This is a genomic window from Streptomyces sp. HmicA12, from assembly GCF_000373565.1.
Classification (GTDB): Bacteria; Actinomycetota; Actinomycetes; order Streptomycetales; family Streptomycetaceae; genus Streptomyces.
Genome location: NZ_KB891809.1, coordinates 128,670 through 142,851, shown reverse-complemented (window position 1 = coordinate 142,851; position 14,182 = coordinate 128,670). Strand labels below are relative to the sequence as shown.

Below are 14,182 nucleotides of genomic sequence, written 5' to 3'. Positions count from 1 at the left end.
CATACAGTGCGCTCATGTTCTCCCAGCTGGGGCCCACCGAGGTCCTCATCATCACCTTCTTCTGCCTCGTCATAGGCCTGCTGCCGACCTGGATCGCCTTCAAACGCAAGGCCGACCACCGCTGGATGATCCTGGTCCTGAACGTCCTCCTCGGCGGCACCGGCATCGGCTGGTTCATCGCGCTCTGGTTCGCCCTGCGCCCGCGTACGGAGCGACGGGCCGTCGAGACCGCCTAGGTCGTGTCCGCAAAGTCCCTCCTGCCCGGCGACGCCTGGCACGCTTCCCCAAGCTCTTCGACAGGCTCCGAGCAGGGGAGACCCCATTGACGCCGCAGGGCCCGCCCTCCGGGCGGACGGAGGGACTTTGCGGACACGACCTAGAACCCGTGCTGCAGCCACGGTGCGACCGGTGAGCCGAACGCCACCGCCGCCTCCGTCAGCGCGCCCTGCCGCAGCTCCCGCACCCGCCCGGCCGCCGCCAGCTCGGCCAGCGACACGTCACCGAGATAGGCCGCACCCAATTCCCGTACGGACAGCGCGAGTTCGGCGGCGTCCGTGGTCCGCTCGCAGGACGCGCCCTTCGCGTCCCCGGTCAGCCGCCAACGCCCCGCGTTCCAGGGGCAGAAGGCGTCCTCGACCTCCAGCACCACGTCCAGCGGCGCGACATACGTACGCGCTTCGAGGGCGGTCGCCATGTCCACCAGACGTACGTGCATCGAGTCACGCATCCGGACACCGCACCGGCGAACGTCGGAAATCATCGAGAGCAGCGGATCGTCGACCGGACGGTTCCGGCTCTCCACCGTCTCCGTCAGATCGATGTCCAGCAGGAACCGCCACAGCGCCGCGTACGCCGCCGGATCGAGCGCCGTGACGTCCCGCGCCTGGATCCGCGCGCGCGACACCCCCCAGTCGCCGCCCGGCCTGTTGCGGAAGCGGGTGAAGCCGACGACCTCACCGCCCCGCTCGGCGAGCACGCACTGCAGCGGCGAGGCGCCGTCCCGGTCCTCCGGCGGATCGAGCAGCGGCAGCCGCTCCCAGCCGGGCGAACGGGCGAGATTCCCGGGCCGGCTGCCGACGGTCCGCAGATACACCGCCTCGCACCGCTCGGCGGCCTCGGCCGGATCCACGTACCGCAGCCGTACGTCGTCCGTCCCGGCAGGGACGTCGATCCGCACCCGTGACGAGTCGATGGTGAGGCTCAACTGCCGGGTGGCGATGCCGTATCCGAACCGCCCGTAGATCGCGGGCTCGGACGCGGTCAGCACCGCGAGCGGCTCGCCCCACGCCCGTACGTCGTCGAGCTGGCGCCGCATCATCGAGGTGAGCAGGCCGCGCCTGCGATGCGTGGCCGCGACGCTCACCATGGTCACGCCCGCGGCGTCCACGAACGCGCCGCCGGGCACCGAGACCCGGAACGAGAAGGCGCCCGCGGTGCCCACGCACTCCTCGCCGTCCCACACCCCCAGCGAGCGGTCGACGTCCGTCAGGTCGTCCCACAGCCGCTGCTCCTGCGGCGACTCGGGCACCCCGCCGAAGGCCAGCATCAGCCTCCCGTACCAGCGGTCCCACTCGTCACGGCTCAGCACGCGCAGGTCGGTCGTCATACGCCAGGCTTATCAGCGCGGGCAAGTCGGGAGCGAGCGATTTTCCCGGTCCTTCCCCCTTGCCGGACGTGCCCGGAAAGGGGGACAAGTGGGACCTCCCGTGCACAGATCCAGGCCCGATGGATAAGGTCCACGAGCAATGGCGGTACGACGAGAACGGCGACGGCGCGAACAGCGCGCGGAGGCCGAGACGCTTCCGGCCCGGTTGAAGATGCGTGTGCACCGGGTCCGCACAGCCGTGCGCAAATCCGGGGTGGACTACTTCCGCGGCGACGGCTCGGACTGGATAGCCCTGGCCGGCCTGCTGATCATGGTGCCGCTGATCGCCTGCGCCACGATCCTCAACCCGGTCTGGTGCTCCCCGGCGGTCCTGGTCCTGCCCATCGTCGCGGGCGGCCTGCTGCTGCGCCCGGCCAGCCTGCTCGGCCTGTACGCGGCGGCGGCCGCGGCCCTGATCGTGGAGTCGTACCAGCTCGGCCCGTACGAGCAGCAGCCCGCCGCGGTCACTCCCGGCACCGTCCTCACGGTCGCGGCCTGCGGTTTCTTCGGCCTGCTCATAGCGCAGTTCCGCAGCCGCGTCGGCGTGCCCTGGCGGCGCGGCGGCACGATGCTCTTCGACCTGCGCGAGCGCATCCGCACCCAGTCCCGGCTGCCGCAGCTGCCGGCCGGCTGGCACCGCGAGATGGCGCTGCGCCCGGCCGGCGGCCAGTCGTTCTCCGGCGACTTCGTGGTCGCGGCCCGGACCAACAACGGCCGCACCCTCGAGGTCGTTCTCACCGACGTCTCCGGCAAGGGCATGGACGCGGCGTCCAGGGCCCTGCTCCTGGCCGGAGCCTTCAGCGGCCTGCTCGGCTCCCTCCCGCCGCACGCCTTCCTCCCCGCGGCCAACGGCTACCTGCTCCGCCAGGACTGGGACGAGGGCTTCGCGACCTCCATCCACCTCGTCCTCGACCTCGAATCGGGCGACTACGAGCTCTACTCCGCGGGCCACCCGCCGGGCCTCCAGCTCAGCGCGGGCACCGGCCGCTGGGAGGAGAAGGCGGCGGAGGGCCCGCTCCTCGGGGTCTACGACGGCGCCGAGTTCGACGCGACGAAGGGCACGCTGCGGCCCGGCGACGTCCTGATGCTCTTCACGGACGGCCTGGTCGAGACCTCCGACCGCGACATCGCCGAGGGCATCGACCGCCTCACCGGCGAGGCCGACCGCTACGTCACCGGCGGCTTCCACGGCGCGGCCTGGCACCTCATCGAGGCGGTGGCCAAGGACGTGAACGACGACAGGGCGCTGCTGCTTCTGTGCCGGGATTCCTGATCGTTCGGCGACCTGGGCCCTTTGCGCCGTAGCGTCTGCCGTGCCGCTCTTCGTCTCGCGGCCGCGGGTGGTGGGCTGGTCGCGCCGTTCCCCGCGCCCCTGAAGCGAGCTCCGCTCGCTCAGGGGAAGGCTGCGCGCAGCGCATGCCTTCAGGGGCGCGGGGAACGGCGCGAGCAACCACGACGAGACCGGCACTCAACATCCGAACCGGCGGGGCAACGGCGCTTCAGGGGCGCGGGGAACGGCGCGAGAAGCCCCACGCACCCGCACTCGGCGACGCACCATCCACCCCTACGGCGCGCAGCCGGTCACACCCCGGCGCCGACCCGCTCCTCGACCGGCTCGGGCGACCGCCCCCCGGGCAGAATCCGGGCCAACCAAGCGGACCGCCCCGCCGCCAGAGGCCCCAGCACCGCCAGCACCAGCACATACCCCGCGATGAACGGCGAGAGCCGCTCGTCGAGGCCCGCGCCGGCGGCCATCGTGGCGAGGATCAACGCGAACTCCCCCCGGGCCAGCAGCGTCGTGGAGATATTGGCCGCGGGCCCGGGCCCGAACCCGTACACCCGCGCGGCGCCGAGCCCCGCCAGCACGTTCATCACCAGCGTCACCGCGACAGCGGCCAGTACCGGCCACACCACGGTCGGCAGGTCCCCGGGATCGATCGAGAGCCCGAACGCGAAGAAGAAGATCGCGCCGAAGGCGTCCCGCAGCGGATGCACGAGCTTGCGGATGCGCTCCCCGGAGGAGGTCGACCCGAGCATCAGGCCGACCATGAACGCGCCGATGGCGTCCGCGACGCCGAACCACTCCGAGACGCCCGCCACGAACACCGCGGCACCGAGGAAGGAGATGACGAGGAGCTCGTCGTCCTTGGTGTTGAAGAGCTTGCCGACGACCCGCGTGCCGAACCGCGCCGCGAGCGCGAGCAGCAGCAGGAACCCGAACGCCTTGCCGCCGTCCATGACGGCCGCCGCGAGCGAGTCGGCGCCGGACAGGATCGGTTGCAGCGCCGCCAGATACAGCGCCAGGAAGATGTCCTCGACGACGATGATGCCGAGGATCGGCTTGGTCTCCGGGTTGCCGAGCCGCCCGGTGTCGACGAGGACCTTGGTGACGATCGCGGACGACGAGATGCCGAGCACCCCGGCGAGGACCAGAGCCTCGGAGGTGCCCCAGCCGAGGGCGAATCCGAAACCGAGGCCGGCGCCGACGTTCAGCGCGAGGTACGTCCCTCCGGCGACGGCCATCTTGCGGCCGCCCTCCTTGAGGTCGTCCAGGTGGAACTCGAGGCCGAGGTAGAAGAGCAGCAGCACCAGGCCGAGCGCGGAGAGCATCTCCAGGTCGTGCGGGTCGGCGACCAGCACGATGCCGGGTGTGTGCGGGCCGAGCAGGATCCCGGCCAGGATGAACAGGGGGATGGTGGGGAGTCCGATGCGTCCGCCGAGGCGGGCGAGGACGGCGGCGGCGAGGAAGGCGCCGCCCATGGCTATCAAGGTGTCCGCGTGTCCGATGGGCCCGTTCCTCCTTGGTAAAGGGATCGTCAAGAAAGCGTCAATATTTAGCTTACCAAAGTACTGAAAGGGCGGGTCGGAAGTCCCGTGGTGGGGTTCTCCCCACCCCGGATCGGCCAGGTGTCTCCATGGCCCGCGGGGCCCCCGCATCCGTACGTTCGCTCTATCGAATGCGCCATCCGGCACGGACGAGAGGGCAACCATGGGCCTGCGCAACAAGCGCCAGCGTCACGACGAGGCACCGCACGGCGGCGGCTGGGCCGTCGAACTGCGCGGAGTGTCGCGTCAGTACGGCCGCGGCGGCGCCGCCGTGCACGCCCTGCGCGGTGTCGAACTCGCCCTGCGCAGCGGCACGTTCACCGCCGTGATGGGGCCCTCTGGCTCCGGGAAGTCGACGTTCCTGCAGTGCGCGGCCGGGCTCGACCGCCCCACCGACGGCACGGTCGTCCTCGGCGGCACGAAGATCACCGGGATGAACGAGAACAAGCTCACCGAGCTGCGCCGCACCCGCCTGGGCTTCGTCTTCCAGGCGTTCAACCTGCTGCCCTCGCTCACCGTCGAGCAGAACGTGCTGCTCCCGATGCGCCTCGCAGGACACCGCCCGAGCCGGCGCCGCGCCGCCGACGTCCTCTCCCGGGTCGGCCTCGCCGACAAGGGCAGGCGACGCCCCGGCGAACTCTCCGGCGGTCAGCAGCAGCGCGTCGCCATCGCCCGCGCGCTCGTCACCGACCCCGACGTGATCTTCGCGGACGAGCCGACCGGCGCCCTCGACACCACGACGGCCGCCGAGATCCTGGGCCTGCTGCGCTCCGCCGTCGACCGGATGGGTGCCACCGTCGTCATGGTCACGCACGACCCGGTGGCCGCCGCCCACGCGGACCGCGTCCTGTTCCTCGCGGACGGCGCGCTCGTCGACCAACTCGAAGGCGTGTCGGCGGACGTCATCGCCGCGCGCATGAACACCCTGACGGCCCGCGCGGCCATGAGGTCGGCGGCGTAGCGCTCCGCGGGTTCCTGGTCGGCCAGGACGGGCCCGCACTCCCTGGAAACCCCCGGGCATAACCTCGCCCCATGCTCACACTCACGGAGATCGAGGCCCTGGCCCGCAGGGCGCACGAGGGTCAGACCGACAAGGCCGGCCGCCCCTACGCCGAGCACCTGCACGCCGTGGCCGACGGAGTGGCCACGCGCGGCGGCACCGATGAGCAGATCGCCGCGGCCTGGCTGCACGACGCGATGGAGGACGAGGCGCTCTCCGAGGAGTGGCTGACGACGGCCGCGCTCACGGACGCGACCAAGGCGATGATCCGGGCCCTGACCAAACAGAAGGGCGAGGACCCGGGCGCGTACGCGCACCGCATCCTCGCCACTCCCGGCGCCCGCCTGATCAAGGAGGCGGACCTGGCCCACAACGCGAACCCGGCCCGCCTCGCGGTCCTGGACGAGCCGACCCGCACTCGCCTGACCCGGAAGTACGCGACGATGCGCGCACTTCTCGGCCTGGCCTAGGCTCTGTCCGGCGGACGGAACCTAGGCGCGCTGACGCTGCCGGGCCAGCTCCGCGGCGTCCCGCCGGAACGCCCATTCCATCTTCGGCTCCATGGCCCACCGGAACATCCGCTGCACCGGTGGCGTGCACAGCACGGTGATGACGGACGCGGCGGCGACCGTGACGACGATCTGGCCCCACGGCGTATGGACCCACGCGGCGTCGAACCAGCCCCAGAACCGGGAGCCCTTCGCCAGGAATCCGTGCAGCAGGTAGCCGTACAGGGTCCCCGCGCCGAGCGCCGTGAACCACATCTTGCGGCCCGGCACCCACGCGAAGAAGCACGCGGTGAGCACGATCGAGCAGCCGAACAGGGCGAGCGTCATGACGACACCGGCCCACCACGGGGCGCCCAGCTCCTGCGCGCTGTCCCGGTGGTAGAACCACGCGGACGTCATCCGGGGCCCGGCCCAGTAGGCGAGCGCGAGGCCGCACAGCATGACCGGCACGGCGAGGATGCGTACCTCGCGGCGTCGCACCAGCTGGAAGTGCTCGGGCTTCAGGCACAGGCCGAGCACGAAGAACGGCAGGAACTGCAGCACGCGCTGCAGATCGAGGTCGTCACCGATGTCGGGGGAGACCGACGCGAGGACGGCGATGGCGACGGCCAGCGGCAGCGGCCAGCGCACGATCTTCCAGATCGGCGTGGTCAGCCGCCACACGAACAGGGCGACGAGGAACCAGGTCAGGTACCAGGGGTCGAGCAGGCTGATGGGGTAGTCGGGGTCGCCCCCGGCCGTCCGCTTGAAGAAGGTGTACGCCACCTCGAAGAGGACGTACGGGACGGCGACACCGGTGATCAGCCGCATGAGCTTCTTCGGGCTCGCGTCGAACGAGCGAGAGAAGTAGCCGGAGATGATGATGAACGCCGGCATGTGGAACGTGTAGACGACCATGTACAGCGCCTCTGCGGCGCGGCTGCCGTCGGTGAGCGGTTCCCAGGAGTGGCCCATCGCGACGAACACGATGGCCAGGTACTTCGCGTTGTCGAAGAAGGCGTCCCGCTGCTTGGGCTTGGGCTCGGCAGTCCGAGCGGGGGCCGGTGCGGCGGCGGGCGCGGGGCGGTGGGGGCGCGGGTGGGGGGACGGTACGCCGTCCCGGGGCGGCGCGGCCGGGGGAAGCGGCGAACGATGCGAACCGTGTGGATACAGCGAGTTGGTCACAGGTCCTCCCACCAGGGGCTCGGGGAGACCGTCCGGGACCGCACTGCGCCGGCGGGGGTCATGGCAGTGTGGAACATCTGAGGCACCCTAGTGGTGCCTGTGGGATTTCGTAAAACCCTCAACTCGATTCCTCCTTATCGCCCCCGGGTACCCCGGATTCGCGAAAGTCGACATGCGTGCGGACGCTGCCGAAAACTTGCCGATCTGCCCCCTATGGCGTGGTTAATCCCGCTTAAATGGCGCATATTGTCCGTAATCGACCCGGTCGGATTGTCCAGTGATGGACCTTTTGCCGCTCGGCCCGCAGGTCGGTAATGAGCCGTCGAATTCCCTGGATTTCCCTGTGCGCAGAACAAGGGGAAAGTGCGGGAAAACCGGGAACGACATGCGAGGGGCATGTGTGCGCCACATGTGCCCCGATGGAAACGATCAAGCCGAATTCCGACCCCCGCCGGCGCCTCCTCGGCAACCGCCGCCCCCGCCGCGACGTGCGCCGCACCCGCGCCCCGGGGGTGCGCGGCCCGCGAGCCCCCACGCGCGCGTGGCCGACGATGCGTCACCGGCCGCATACAGAAGCCGGGTTGGTGGCACGATGGTTCTGGCGGGGGGTGTGCGGGGCTGTGCCCCCCGGGCCGGGAGAGCGGACCGACCTAGGGTGTGATCAGTGTGGCCATTTCGCTGTCAGTGGTGCTGTTGTTGGCGATCGTCCTCGTGGTGCTCATGCGCGGTGGATCGATCAAGGCGGGGCCCGCCATCGTGGCGGTGCTCTTCGGCTTCTTCCTGGCATCGACCGGAATGGCCCCAGCGATCAACAACTTCCTCAACTCTGTCGCGGAGAGCATCAGCGCGATCAATTTCTGAGACCCGGGGCCGGGGAAGCGAAAAAGCCCCCGGCCCGGTCCGCGGAGAAGCGGGACCGGGCCGGAGGCCTTTGTCGAGAGCGGGCGACGGGAATCGAACCCGCGTAGCTAGTTTGGAAGACTAGGGCTCTACCATTGAGCTACGCCCGCACAGCGCGCGCCCCGGTTCGGTGACCGCGGCACGAAAGGCATCGTAGCGGGTCATGGGCCCCGCCCGCACACCCCCTTACCGACGGTCCGTCCGGTCAGGGGCCGCCGCCTGCGCCGCGGCCGCAATGCGGGCGCCGCGCCGCCTGTGGCCATGTACCCTACGTGTCGCACCGAACGGGGTGTGGCGCAGCTTGGTAGCGCGTCCGCTTTGGGAGCGGAAGGCCGTGGGTTCAAATCCCGCCACCCCGACCAGCGTTGGCGCGGCGGCACGGCTCCCCGCGCGGGTCCCGGTGGGACCGACTTCAAGATCGCATTGTGGGCGGGCTCCGGCGTGCCGTTACTATGCAAGCTGCATGCCCGTGTGTCTCTAAGCCGGGCACGATTCCTGAAGTCAGCCCCCAAGGAGACCCACCGTGAAGAGCGCCGTCGAGACCCTGAACCCGACCCGGGTTCGGCTCAGCATTGAGGTGCCCTTCGAGGAGCTCAAGGACAGCCTCGACGCGGCGTACAAGAAGATCAACCAGCAGGTCACGGTGAAGGGCTTCCGCAAGGGCAAGATCCCGGCCCGCGTCATCGACCAGCGCTTCGGCCGCGGTGCGGTGCTGGAGGAGGCCGTCAACGACGCGCTCCCGAAGTTCTACACCGAGGCCGTCAATGAGGCGGAGCTCAACGTCCTGGGCCAGCCCGAGGTCGACATCACGGAGCTGAAGGACGGCGAGACGCTGAACTTCACCGCCGAGGTCGACGTCCGCCCGGCCATCGAGATCCCGGACTACTCCGGCATCGAGGTCGAGGTCGACGCGGTCGAGGTCACCGACGAGGACGTCGACAAGTCGGTCGAGCAGCTGCGCGACCGCTTCGCCTCGACCTCCCCGGTCGAGCGCGCCGCCGAGGACGGCGACGTCGTCACCATCGACCTGGAGGCCAAGGTCGAGGGCGAGGTCCTCGAGGACGGCGTCGCTTCCGGCGTCTCCTACACCATCGGCTCGGGCGAGCTCCTCGACGGCATCGACGAGGCCGTCAAGGGCCTGGAGGCCGGTGGCGAGGCCACCTTCACCTCGCAGCTCAAGGGCGGCAGCGCCGAGGGCAAGGACGCCGAGGTCACCGTCAAGGTCACCCAGGTCGCCGCCCGCGAACTCCCGGCCCTGGACGACGAGTTCGCCCAGCTCGCCTCCGAGTTCGACACCCTCGACGAGCTGAAGGCCGACAGCCGCAAGCGACTCGAGAACATGAAGCAGTACGACCAGGCCACGCAGGCCCAGGAGCGCGTCCTGGAGAAGCTGCTCGAGCTGGTCGAGGTCCCCGTTCCCGAGAAGCTGCTCGAGGACGAGGTCCAGACCCGCAAGCACAACCTGGAGCACCACCAGCTCGGCCAGATGGGCCTGGACATCGAGAAGTACCTCGAGATCCAGGGCAAGACGGTCGAGGAGTTCGACGCCGAGACGCGCGAGCAGGCCGTCAAGGGCATCAAGACGCAGTTCGTCCTCGACGAGCTCGTCAACAAGGAGAAGCTGAACGTGAACCAGGAGGAGCTCACCGAGCACCTCATGCGTCGCGCCGCCTCCTCCGGCATGTCCCCCGACCAGTTCGCCCAGGCCGTCGTCGAGGGTGGCCAGGTCCCGATGCTGGTCGGCGAGGTCGCCCGCGGCAAGGCCCTTGCCGTGGTCGTCGAGGCCGCCACCGTCAAGGACACCAACGGCGAGGTCGTCGACCTGGAGGACGACGAGGAGGAGACGGAGGCCACCGAGGCCGCCGCCGAGTCCACCGACTCCGCCGAGGAGAAGACGGAGGCCTGAGCCTCCCCGTAGTCACACGACAGGCCCCCGGGACACGTCCCGGGGGCCTGTCGCGCCCCGCCAGGGGCGCTGTACGGCCCGTACGTGGCTGGTCGCGCGGCTCCCCGCCCCCTTGCGGGGCACCCTGCGCTCACAGCGAACAGTTCCCTTCGCGGGATTCCCCGAAGGGACCCGCGCGTTAGGGTCCATGAAGAGGAGGGCAGGGGAGTCCTGAGCAAGGGCCCCGCCCCCAGCTAGAGACGCGAGACGGCGCGTAGCCGTCAGAGACGAGCAGGTGGATACGTGACGAATCTGATGCCTTCCGCCGCCGGCGAGCCGTCCATCGGTGGTGGCCTCGGCGACCATGTCTACAACCGGCTGCTCGGCGAGCGGATCGTCTTCCTCGGCCAGCAGGTCGACGACGACATCGCGAACAAGATCACCGCGCAGATGCTGCTCCTTGCCGCCGACCCGGACAAGGACATCTACCTCTACATCAACAGCCCCGGCGGCTCGGTGACGGCCGGCATGGCGATCTACGACACCATGCAGTACATCCCGAACGACGTGGTGACGATCGGTATGGGCATGGCGGCCTCGATGGGCCAGTTCCTGCTCACGGGCGGTTCGGCGGGCAAGCGCTTCGCGCTCCCGAACACCGACATCCTGATGCACCAGGGCTCCGCCGGCATCGGCGGTACGGCCTCCGACGTCAAGATCCAGGCCGAGTACCTGCTGCGCACGAAGCAGCGCATGGCGAGGATCACGGCCCAGCACTCCGGCCAGACCGTCGAGACGATCATCCGTGACGGTGACCGCGACCGCTGGTACACCGCGGAGGAGGCCAAGGAGTACGGCCTCATCGACGAGATCATCACTGCCGCTACGGGTGTTCCGGGCGGCGGCGGCACCGGCGCCTGATCACAGGCCCCGATTCAAGCCCACTGCCTCCCTCACCAGGACGGAACACCGCCATCATGAACAACATCCCCGGCAGCGGCCTCTACACGGGCCCGCAGGTCGACAACCGCTACGTGATCCCGCGCTTCGTCGAGCGCACCTCGCAGGGCGTGCGTGAGTACGACCCGTACGCGAAGCTCTTCGAGGAGCGCGTGATCTTCCTCGGCGTCCAGATCGACGACGCGTCGGCCAACGACGTCATGGCGCAGCTGCTGTGCCTGGAGTCGATGGACCCGGACCGTGACATCTCCATCTACATCAACAGCCCCGGTGGCTCGTTCACGGCCCTCACGGCCATCTACGACACGATGCAGTTCGTGAAGCCGGACATCCAGACGGTCTGCATGGGCCAGGCGTCCTCCGCGGCCGCTGTGCTCCTCGCCGCCGGTACGCCGGGCAAGCGCATGGCCCTGCCGAACGCCCGCGTGCTGATCCACCAGCCCTCCGGCGGCACCGGCCGTGAGCAGCTCTCCGACCTGGAGATCGCGGCCAACGAGATCCTCCGGATGCGTACGCAGCTGGAGGAGATGCTGGCCAAGCACTCGACGACGCCGATCGAGAAGATCCGCGACGACATCGAGCGCGACAAGATCCTGACGGCCGAGGACGCGCTCGCGTACGGCCTGGTCGACCAGATCATCTCGACGCGCAAGATGAACAACGAGGCGATCGCGTAACGGCTCGCTGTATCGTCTGCCATCCCTTGGCACGGACAACGAACTCCCCACCGGAGGAAGTGAACCGTGCCAAGGGGGGCCCGAACGGGGGGCCCGGCAAGGTACCGTCGGATACAGGCACCAGGAGCCGCTGAACGTGGCGTCTCCCAGGCGAAGGGGAAGCACCTCGTGGCACGCATCGGTGACGGCGGCGATCTGCTCAAGTGCTCGTTCTGCGGAAAGAGTCAGAAGCAGGTCAAGAAGCTCATCGCAGGCCCCGGTGTATACATCTGCGACGAGTGCATCGACCTCTGCAACGAGATCATCGAGGAAGAGCTCGCGGAGACGAGTGAAGTGCGCTGGGAAGAACTTCCCAAGCCGCGCGAGATCTACGAGTTCCTCGAGGGCTACGTCGTAGGCCAGGAGGCCGCCAAGAAGGCGCTCTCCGTGGCGGTCTACAACCACTACAAGCGCGTCCAGGCCGGGGAGAACGGCGGGGGCAGCAGCCGTGAGGACGCCATCGAACTGGCGAAGTCCAACATCCTGCTGCTCGGCCCGACCGGCTCGGGCAAGACACTGCTCGCCCAGACCCTGGCCCGCATGCTGAACGTCCCGTTCGCGATCGCGGACGCCACGGCGCTCACCGAGGCGGGCTATGTCGGCGAGGACGTCGAGAACATCCTGCTGAAGCTGATCCAGGCCGCCGACTACGACGTCAAGAAGGCGGAGACCGGGATCATCTACATCGACGAGATCGACAAGGTGGCTCGGAAGTCCGAGAACCCGTCGATCACCCGCGATGTGAGCGGCGAGGGCGTCCAGCAGGCCCTGCTCAAGATCCTGGAGGGCACCACTGCCTCCGTGCCCCCGCAGGGCGGCCGCAAGCACCCGCACCAGGAGTTCATCCAGATCGACACGACGAACGTGCTGTTCATCGTGGGCGGCGCGTTCGCCGGCCTGGAGAAGATCATCGAGTCGCGGGCCGGCGCCAAGGGCATCGGCTTCGGCGCGACGATCCACTCCAAGCGCGAGCTGGAGGAGAAGGACCAGTTCCAGGAGGTCATGCCGGAGGACCTGGTGAAGTTCGGGATGATCCCGGAGTTCATCGGCCGTCTCCCGGTCATCACCTCGGTCCACAACCTGGACCGCGAGGCCCTGCTCCAGATCCTCGTCGAGCCGCGCAACGCACTGGTCAAGCAGTACCAGCGCCTCTTCGAACTCGACGGTGTGGAGCTGGACTTCGAGCGCGAGGCCCTGGAGGCCATCGCCGACCAGGCGATCCTGCGCCGCACCGGCGCGCGTGGCCTGCGGGCCATCATGGAGGAGGTCCTCCAGTCGGTGATGTACGAGGTCCCGTCCCGCAAGGACGTGGCCCGGGTCGTCATCACGGCGGACGCCGTTCACTCGAACGTGAACCCGACGCTGATTCCGCGGGACGCGCGGGGCGGCGGCAGCGGGGAGATGAAGTCGGCGTAGCCGTACGACGGTTGACGCAGGAAGGGCCCCGGCGGGAGATCCGCCGGGGCCCTTCGCGTGCCGCCGTGGGTGTTACGCGGGGACGCGGACTTCCTTGCGGAGCTTGGCGGCGAGGTCCGCCGCAGCCTTCAAGTCCGGGGACTTGCCGGCCATCATGTCGGCGATCTCCGCGGAGGTGATGATCGCCATCGTGCTGTGGTCGCTCCAGATGCACACCGGCATGTGCATCTCCTTGGGAGTCGTGGAGCTGCCGGACGCGGAGCCGGTGCTCTCCATCGTCAGTTCCTGGCACTTCAGGGTGACGTCGTCCGTGCTGTAGTCGCTGGGGTCGCCGACGAGCGTGGCCTTGCCGTCGCTGCTGCTGCCCTTCGTGATCTCCAGCGCACCCTTGTCGAACATGCCGTCGACGAGCTTCTCCGGGTCGTCGATCTCGCCGTAGGCGCCCTGGAACTGCAGCACCTTGCCGCCCAGCGGGTTGGAGGAGTCCTTGACCTGGTAGCCGGCGGCGACGGGCTTCCCGTTCTTCAGGCCCTGCTTCTCGGCGTCCTGCATGTCCGACGAGCTGAAGCCGCCCGACGACGAGGAGTCCTCCTTCTGGTACTCGCCCAGCACCGTCGCCGGCGTCGTCAGCTTGTGCGCGCCGTCGTCCGCGACCGAGGCGCCACCCCCACCGCCCCCGCCCAGCACGAAGTACGCCCCCACACCGAGCGCCGCGACGACCGCGACCGCGCCGATGATCAGGCCCGTCTTCTTGCCGCCACCGCCGCTCGTCGGGGGCGCCGGCGGGTACTGCTGCCCGTACTGGTCCTGGCCGTACGGAGCCTGCTGCTGCGGGTAGCCGTAGCCCTGCTGAGGGGCCTGGGGCTGCTGGCCGTACGGGTTCGGCTGCTGGGGCGGGACACCGGGCGGCGCCTGCTGCGGGTACCCGTAGCCGGGCTGAGGGGCCTGGGGCTGCTGCCCGTACGGACCCGGCTGCTGCGGCTGGCCGTAGGGTCCGGGCTGCTGCGGCTGCTGGCCTCCGTAGGGGCCCGGCTGGTTGTAGCTCATTGGATGGGTTCCCTCCCGATGCTTATGTGCTCCTGACATCCTGGCGTACGGGAGTACGCATCAGGCCACCGGATTCGGTTTCAGTACGAGACCGTGACCCCTCTAAACTGGCTC

The 14,182-nt window shown here is 69.4% G+C and carries 13 protein-coding genes and 2 tRNA genes; 10 read left to right on the top strand and 5 right to left on the bottom strand.

Going from position 1 to position 14,182, the window contains the following annotated elements:
• The first annotated feature begins 14 nt into the window (after positions 1 to 14).
• Positions 15 to 236 carry a superinfection immunity protein gene (locus B072_RS43430; protein WP_018531462.1) on the top strand — a complete coding sequence of 74 codons (222 nt, stop codon included), beginning with the start codon at positions 15 to 17 and terminating at the stop codon, positions 234 to 236.
• A 140-nt stretch (positions 237 to 376) separates the two neighbouring features.
• Here the strand turns inward: B072_RS43430 and B072_RS0118550 are convergent, their stop codons facing one another.
• The gene (locus B072_RS0118550; RefSeq protein WP_018531461.1) at positions 377 to 1,606 is read right to left on the bottom strand and encodes a GNAT family N-acetyltransferase; all 1,230 of its coding nucleotides are present in this window, start codon (positions 1,604 to 1,606) and stop codon (positions 377 to 379) included.
• 139 nt (positions 1,607 to 1,745) lie between these two features.
• On the opposite strand from B072_RS0118550, the gene B072_RS0118545 reads away from it, so the two are divergent.
• Entirely contained in the window at positions 1,746 to 2,918 is a 1,173-nt protein-coding gene (locus B072_RS0118545) for a PP2C family protein-serine/threonine phosphatase (protein WP_026245999.1), read from the top strand.
• A 308-nt stretch (positions 2,919 to 3,226) separates the two neighbouring features.
• Here B072_RS0118545 and B072_RS0118540 read toward each other — a convergent pair whose 3' ends face one another.
• Positions 3,227 to 4,405: a cation:proton antiporter gene (locus B072_RS0118540; protein ID WP_018531459.1), complete on the bottom strand. Its 1,179-nt coding sequence runs from the start codon at positions 4,403 to 4,405 to the stop codon at positions 3,227 to 3,229.
• Positions 4,406 to 4,634: 229 nt separating this feature from the next.
• On the opposite strand from B072_RS0118540, the gene B072_RS0118535 reads away from it, so the two are divergent.
• Both B072_RS0118535 and B072_RS0118530 read left to right on the top strand, forming a co-directional pair.
• Entirely contained in the window at positions 4,635 to 5,432 is a 798-nt protein-coding gene (locus B072_RS0118535) for an ABC transporter ATP-binding protein (RefSeq protein WP_018531458.1), read from the top strand.
• A 71-nt stretch (positions 5,433 to 5,503) separates the two neighbouring features.
• Positions 5,504 to 5,941 (top strand): HD domain-containing protein, encoded by a 438-nt coding sequence (locus B072_RS0118530; protein ID WP_018531457.1) that lies wholly within the window; start codon positions 5,504 to 5,506, stop codon positions 5,939 to 5,941.
• Positions 5,942 to 5,962: 21 nt separating this feature from the next.
• Here the strand turns inward: B072_RS0118530 and B072_RS0118525 are convergent, their stop codons facing one another.
• Positions 5,963 to 7,144, bottom strand: a complete 1,182-nt coding sequence (locus tag B072_RS0118525) for an acyltransferase family protein (RefSeq protein ID WP_018531456.1) — start codon at positions 7,142 to 7,144, stop codon at positions 5,963 to 5,965.
• A 666-nt stretch (positions 7,145 to 7,810) separates the two neighbouring features.
• On the opposite strand from B072_RS0118525, the gene B072_RS0118520 reads away from it, so the two are divergent.
• Positions 7,811 to 8,005, top strand: a complete 195-nt coding sequence (locus B072_RS0118520; protein WP_026245998.1) for a hypothetical protein — start codon at positions 7,811 to 7,813, stop codon at positions 8,003 to 8,005.
• 78 nt (positions 8,006 to 8,083) lie between these two features.
• On the opposite strand, the gene B072_RS0118515 is transcribed toward B072_RS0118520, so the two are convergent.
• A tRNA-Gly gene (locus B072_RS0118515) sits at positions 8,084 to 8,154 on the bottom strand.
• A 175-nt stretch (positions 8,155 to 8,329) separates the two neighbouring features.
• Between B072_RS0118515 and B072_RS0118510 the strand changes: the two genes are divergently transcribed.
• From B072_RS0118510 to clpX, 5 genes are all read left to right on the top strand, one after another.
• Positions 8,330 to 8,406: transfer RNA gene (locus tag B072_RS0118510), tRNA-Pro, on the top strand.
• A 161-nt stretch (positions 8,407 to 8,567) separates the two neighbouring features.
• A complete protein-coding gene (gene tig / locus B072_RS0118505) occupies positions 8,568 to 9,950 on the top strand; it encodes a trigger factor (protein WP_018531454.1) in 1,383 nt (460 codons plus the stop codon).
• Positions 9,951 to 10,244: 294 nt separating this feature from the next.
• Positions 10,245 to 10,850, top strand: coding sequence for an ATP-dependent Clp protease proteolytic subunit (locus B072_RS0118500; protein ID WP_051127231.1), 606 nt, complete (start codon positions 10,245 to 10,247; stop codon positions 10,848 to 10,850).
• A 56-nt stretch (positions 10,851 to 10,906) separates the two neighbouring features.
• Positions 10,907 to 11,566: an ATP-dependent Clp protease proteolytic subunit gene (locus B072_RS0118495; protein ID WP_018531452.1), complete on the top strand. Its 660-nt coding sequence runs from the start codon at positions 10,907 to 10,909 to the stop codon at positions 11,564 to 11,566.
• A 168-nt stretch (positions 11,567 to 11,734) separates the two neighbouring features.
• Entirely contained in the window at positions 11,735 to 13,021 is a 1,287-nt protein-coding gene (gene clpX / locus B072_RS0118490) for an ATP-dependent Clp protease ATP-binding subunit ClpX (protein WP_018531451.1), read from the top strand.
• 72 nt (positions 13,022 to 13,093) lie between these two features.
• On the opposite strand, the gene B072_RS0118485 is transcribed toward clpX, so the two are convergent.
• The gene (locus tag B072_RS0118485; RefSeq protein ID WP_018531450.1) at positions 13,094 to 14,068 is read right to left on the bottom strand and encodes a hypothetical protein; all 975 of its coding nucleotides are present in this window, start codon (positions 14,066 to 14,068) and stop codon (positions 13,094 to 13,096) included.
• Positions 14,069 to 14,182 lie beyond the last annotated feature (114 nt).

What these genes read in the sequence shown, in the direction of transcription:
- B072_RS43430 (WP_018531462.1), top strand. Translation starts at nt 15, where the DNA reads ATGTTCTCCCAGCTGGGGCCCACCGAGGTCCTCATCATCACCTTCTTC.
- B072_RS0118550 (WP_018531461.1), bottom strand. Translation starts at nt 1,606, where the DNA reads ATGACGACCGACCTGCGCGTGCTGAGCCGTGACGAGTGGGACCGCTGG.
- B072_RS0118545 (WP_026245999.1), top strand. Translation starts at nt 1,746, where the DNA reads ATGGCGGTACGACGAGAACGGCGACGGCGCGAACAGCGCGCGGAGGCC.
- B072_RS0118540 (WP_018531459.1), bottom strand. Translation starts at nt 4,405, where the DNA reads ATGGGCGGCGCCTTCCTCGCCGCCGCCGTCCTCGCCCGCCTCGGCGGA.
- B072_RS0118535 (WP_018531458.1), top strand. Translation starts at nt 4,635, where the DNA reads ATGGGCCTGCGCAACAAGCGCCAGCGTCACGACGAGGCACCGCACGGC.
- B072_RS0118530 (WP_018531457.1), top strand. Translation starts at nt 5,504, where the DNA reads ATGCTCACACTCACGGAGATCGAGGCCCTGGCCCGCAGGGCGCACGAG.
- B072_RS0118500 (WP_051127231.1), top strand. Translation starts at nt 10,245, where the DNA reads ATGCCTTCCGCCGCCGGCGAGCCGTCCATCGGTGGTGGCCTCGGCGAC.
- B072_RS0118495 (WP_018531452.1), top strand. Translation starts at nt 10,907, where the DNA reads ATGAACAACATCCCCGGCAGCGGCCTCTACACGGGCCCGCAGGTCGAC.
- B072_RS0118485 (WP_018531450.1), bottom strand. Translation starts at nt 14,068, where the DNA reads ATGAGCTACAACCAGCCGGGCCCCTACGGAGGCCAGCAGCCGCAGCAG.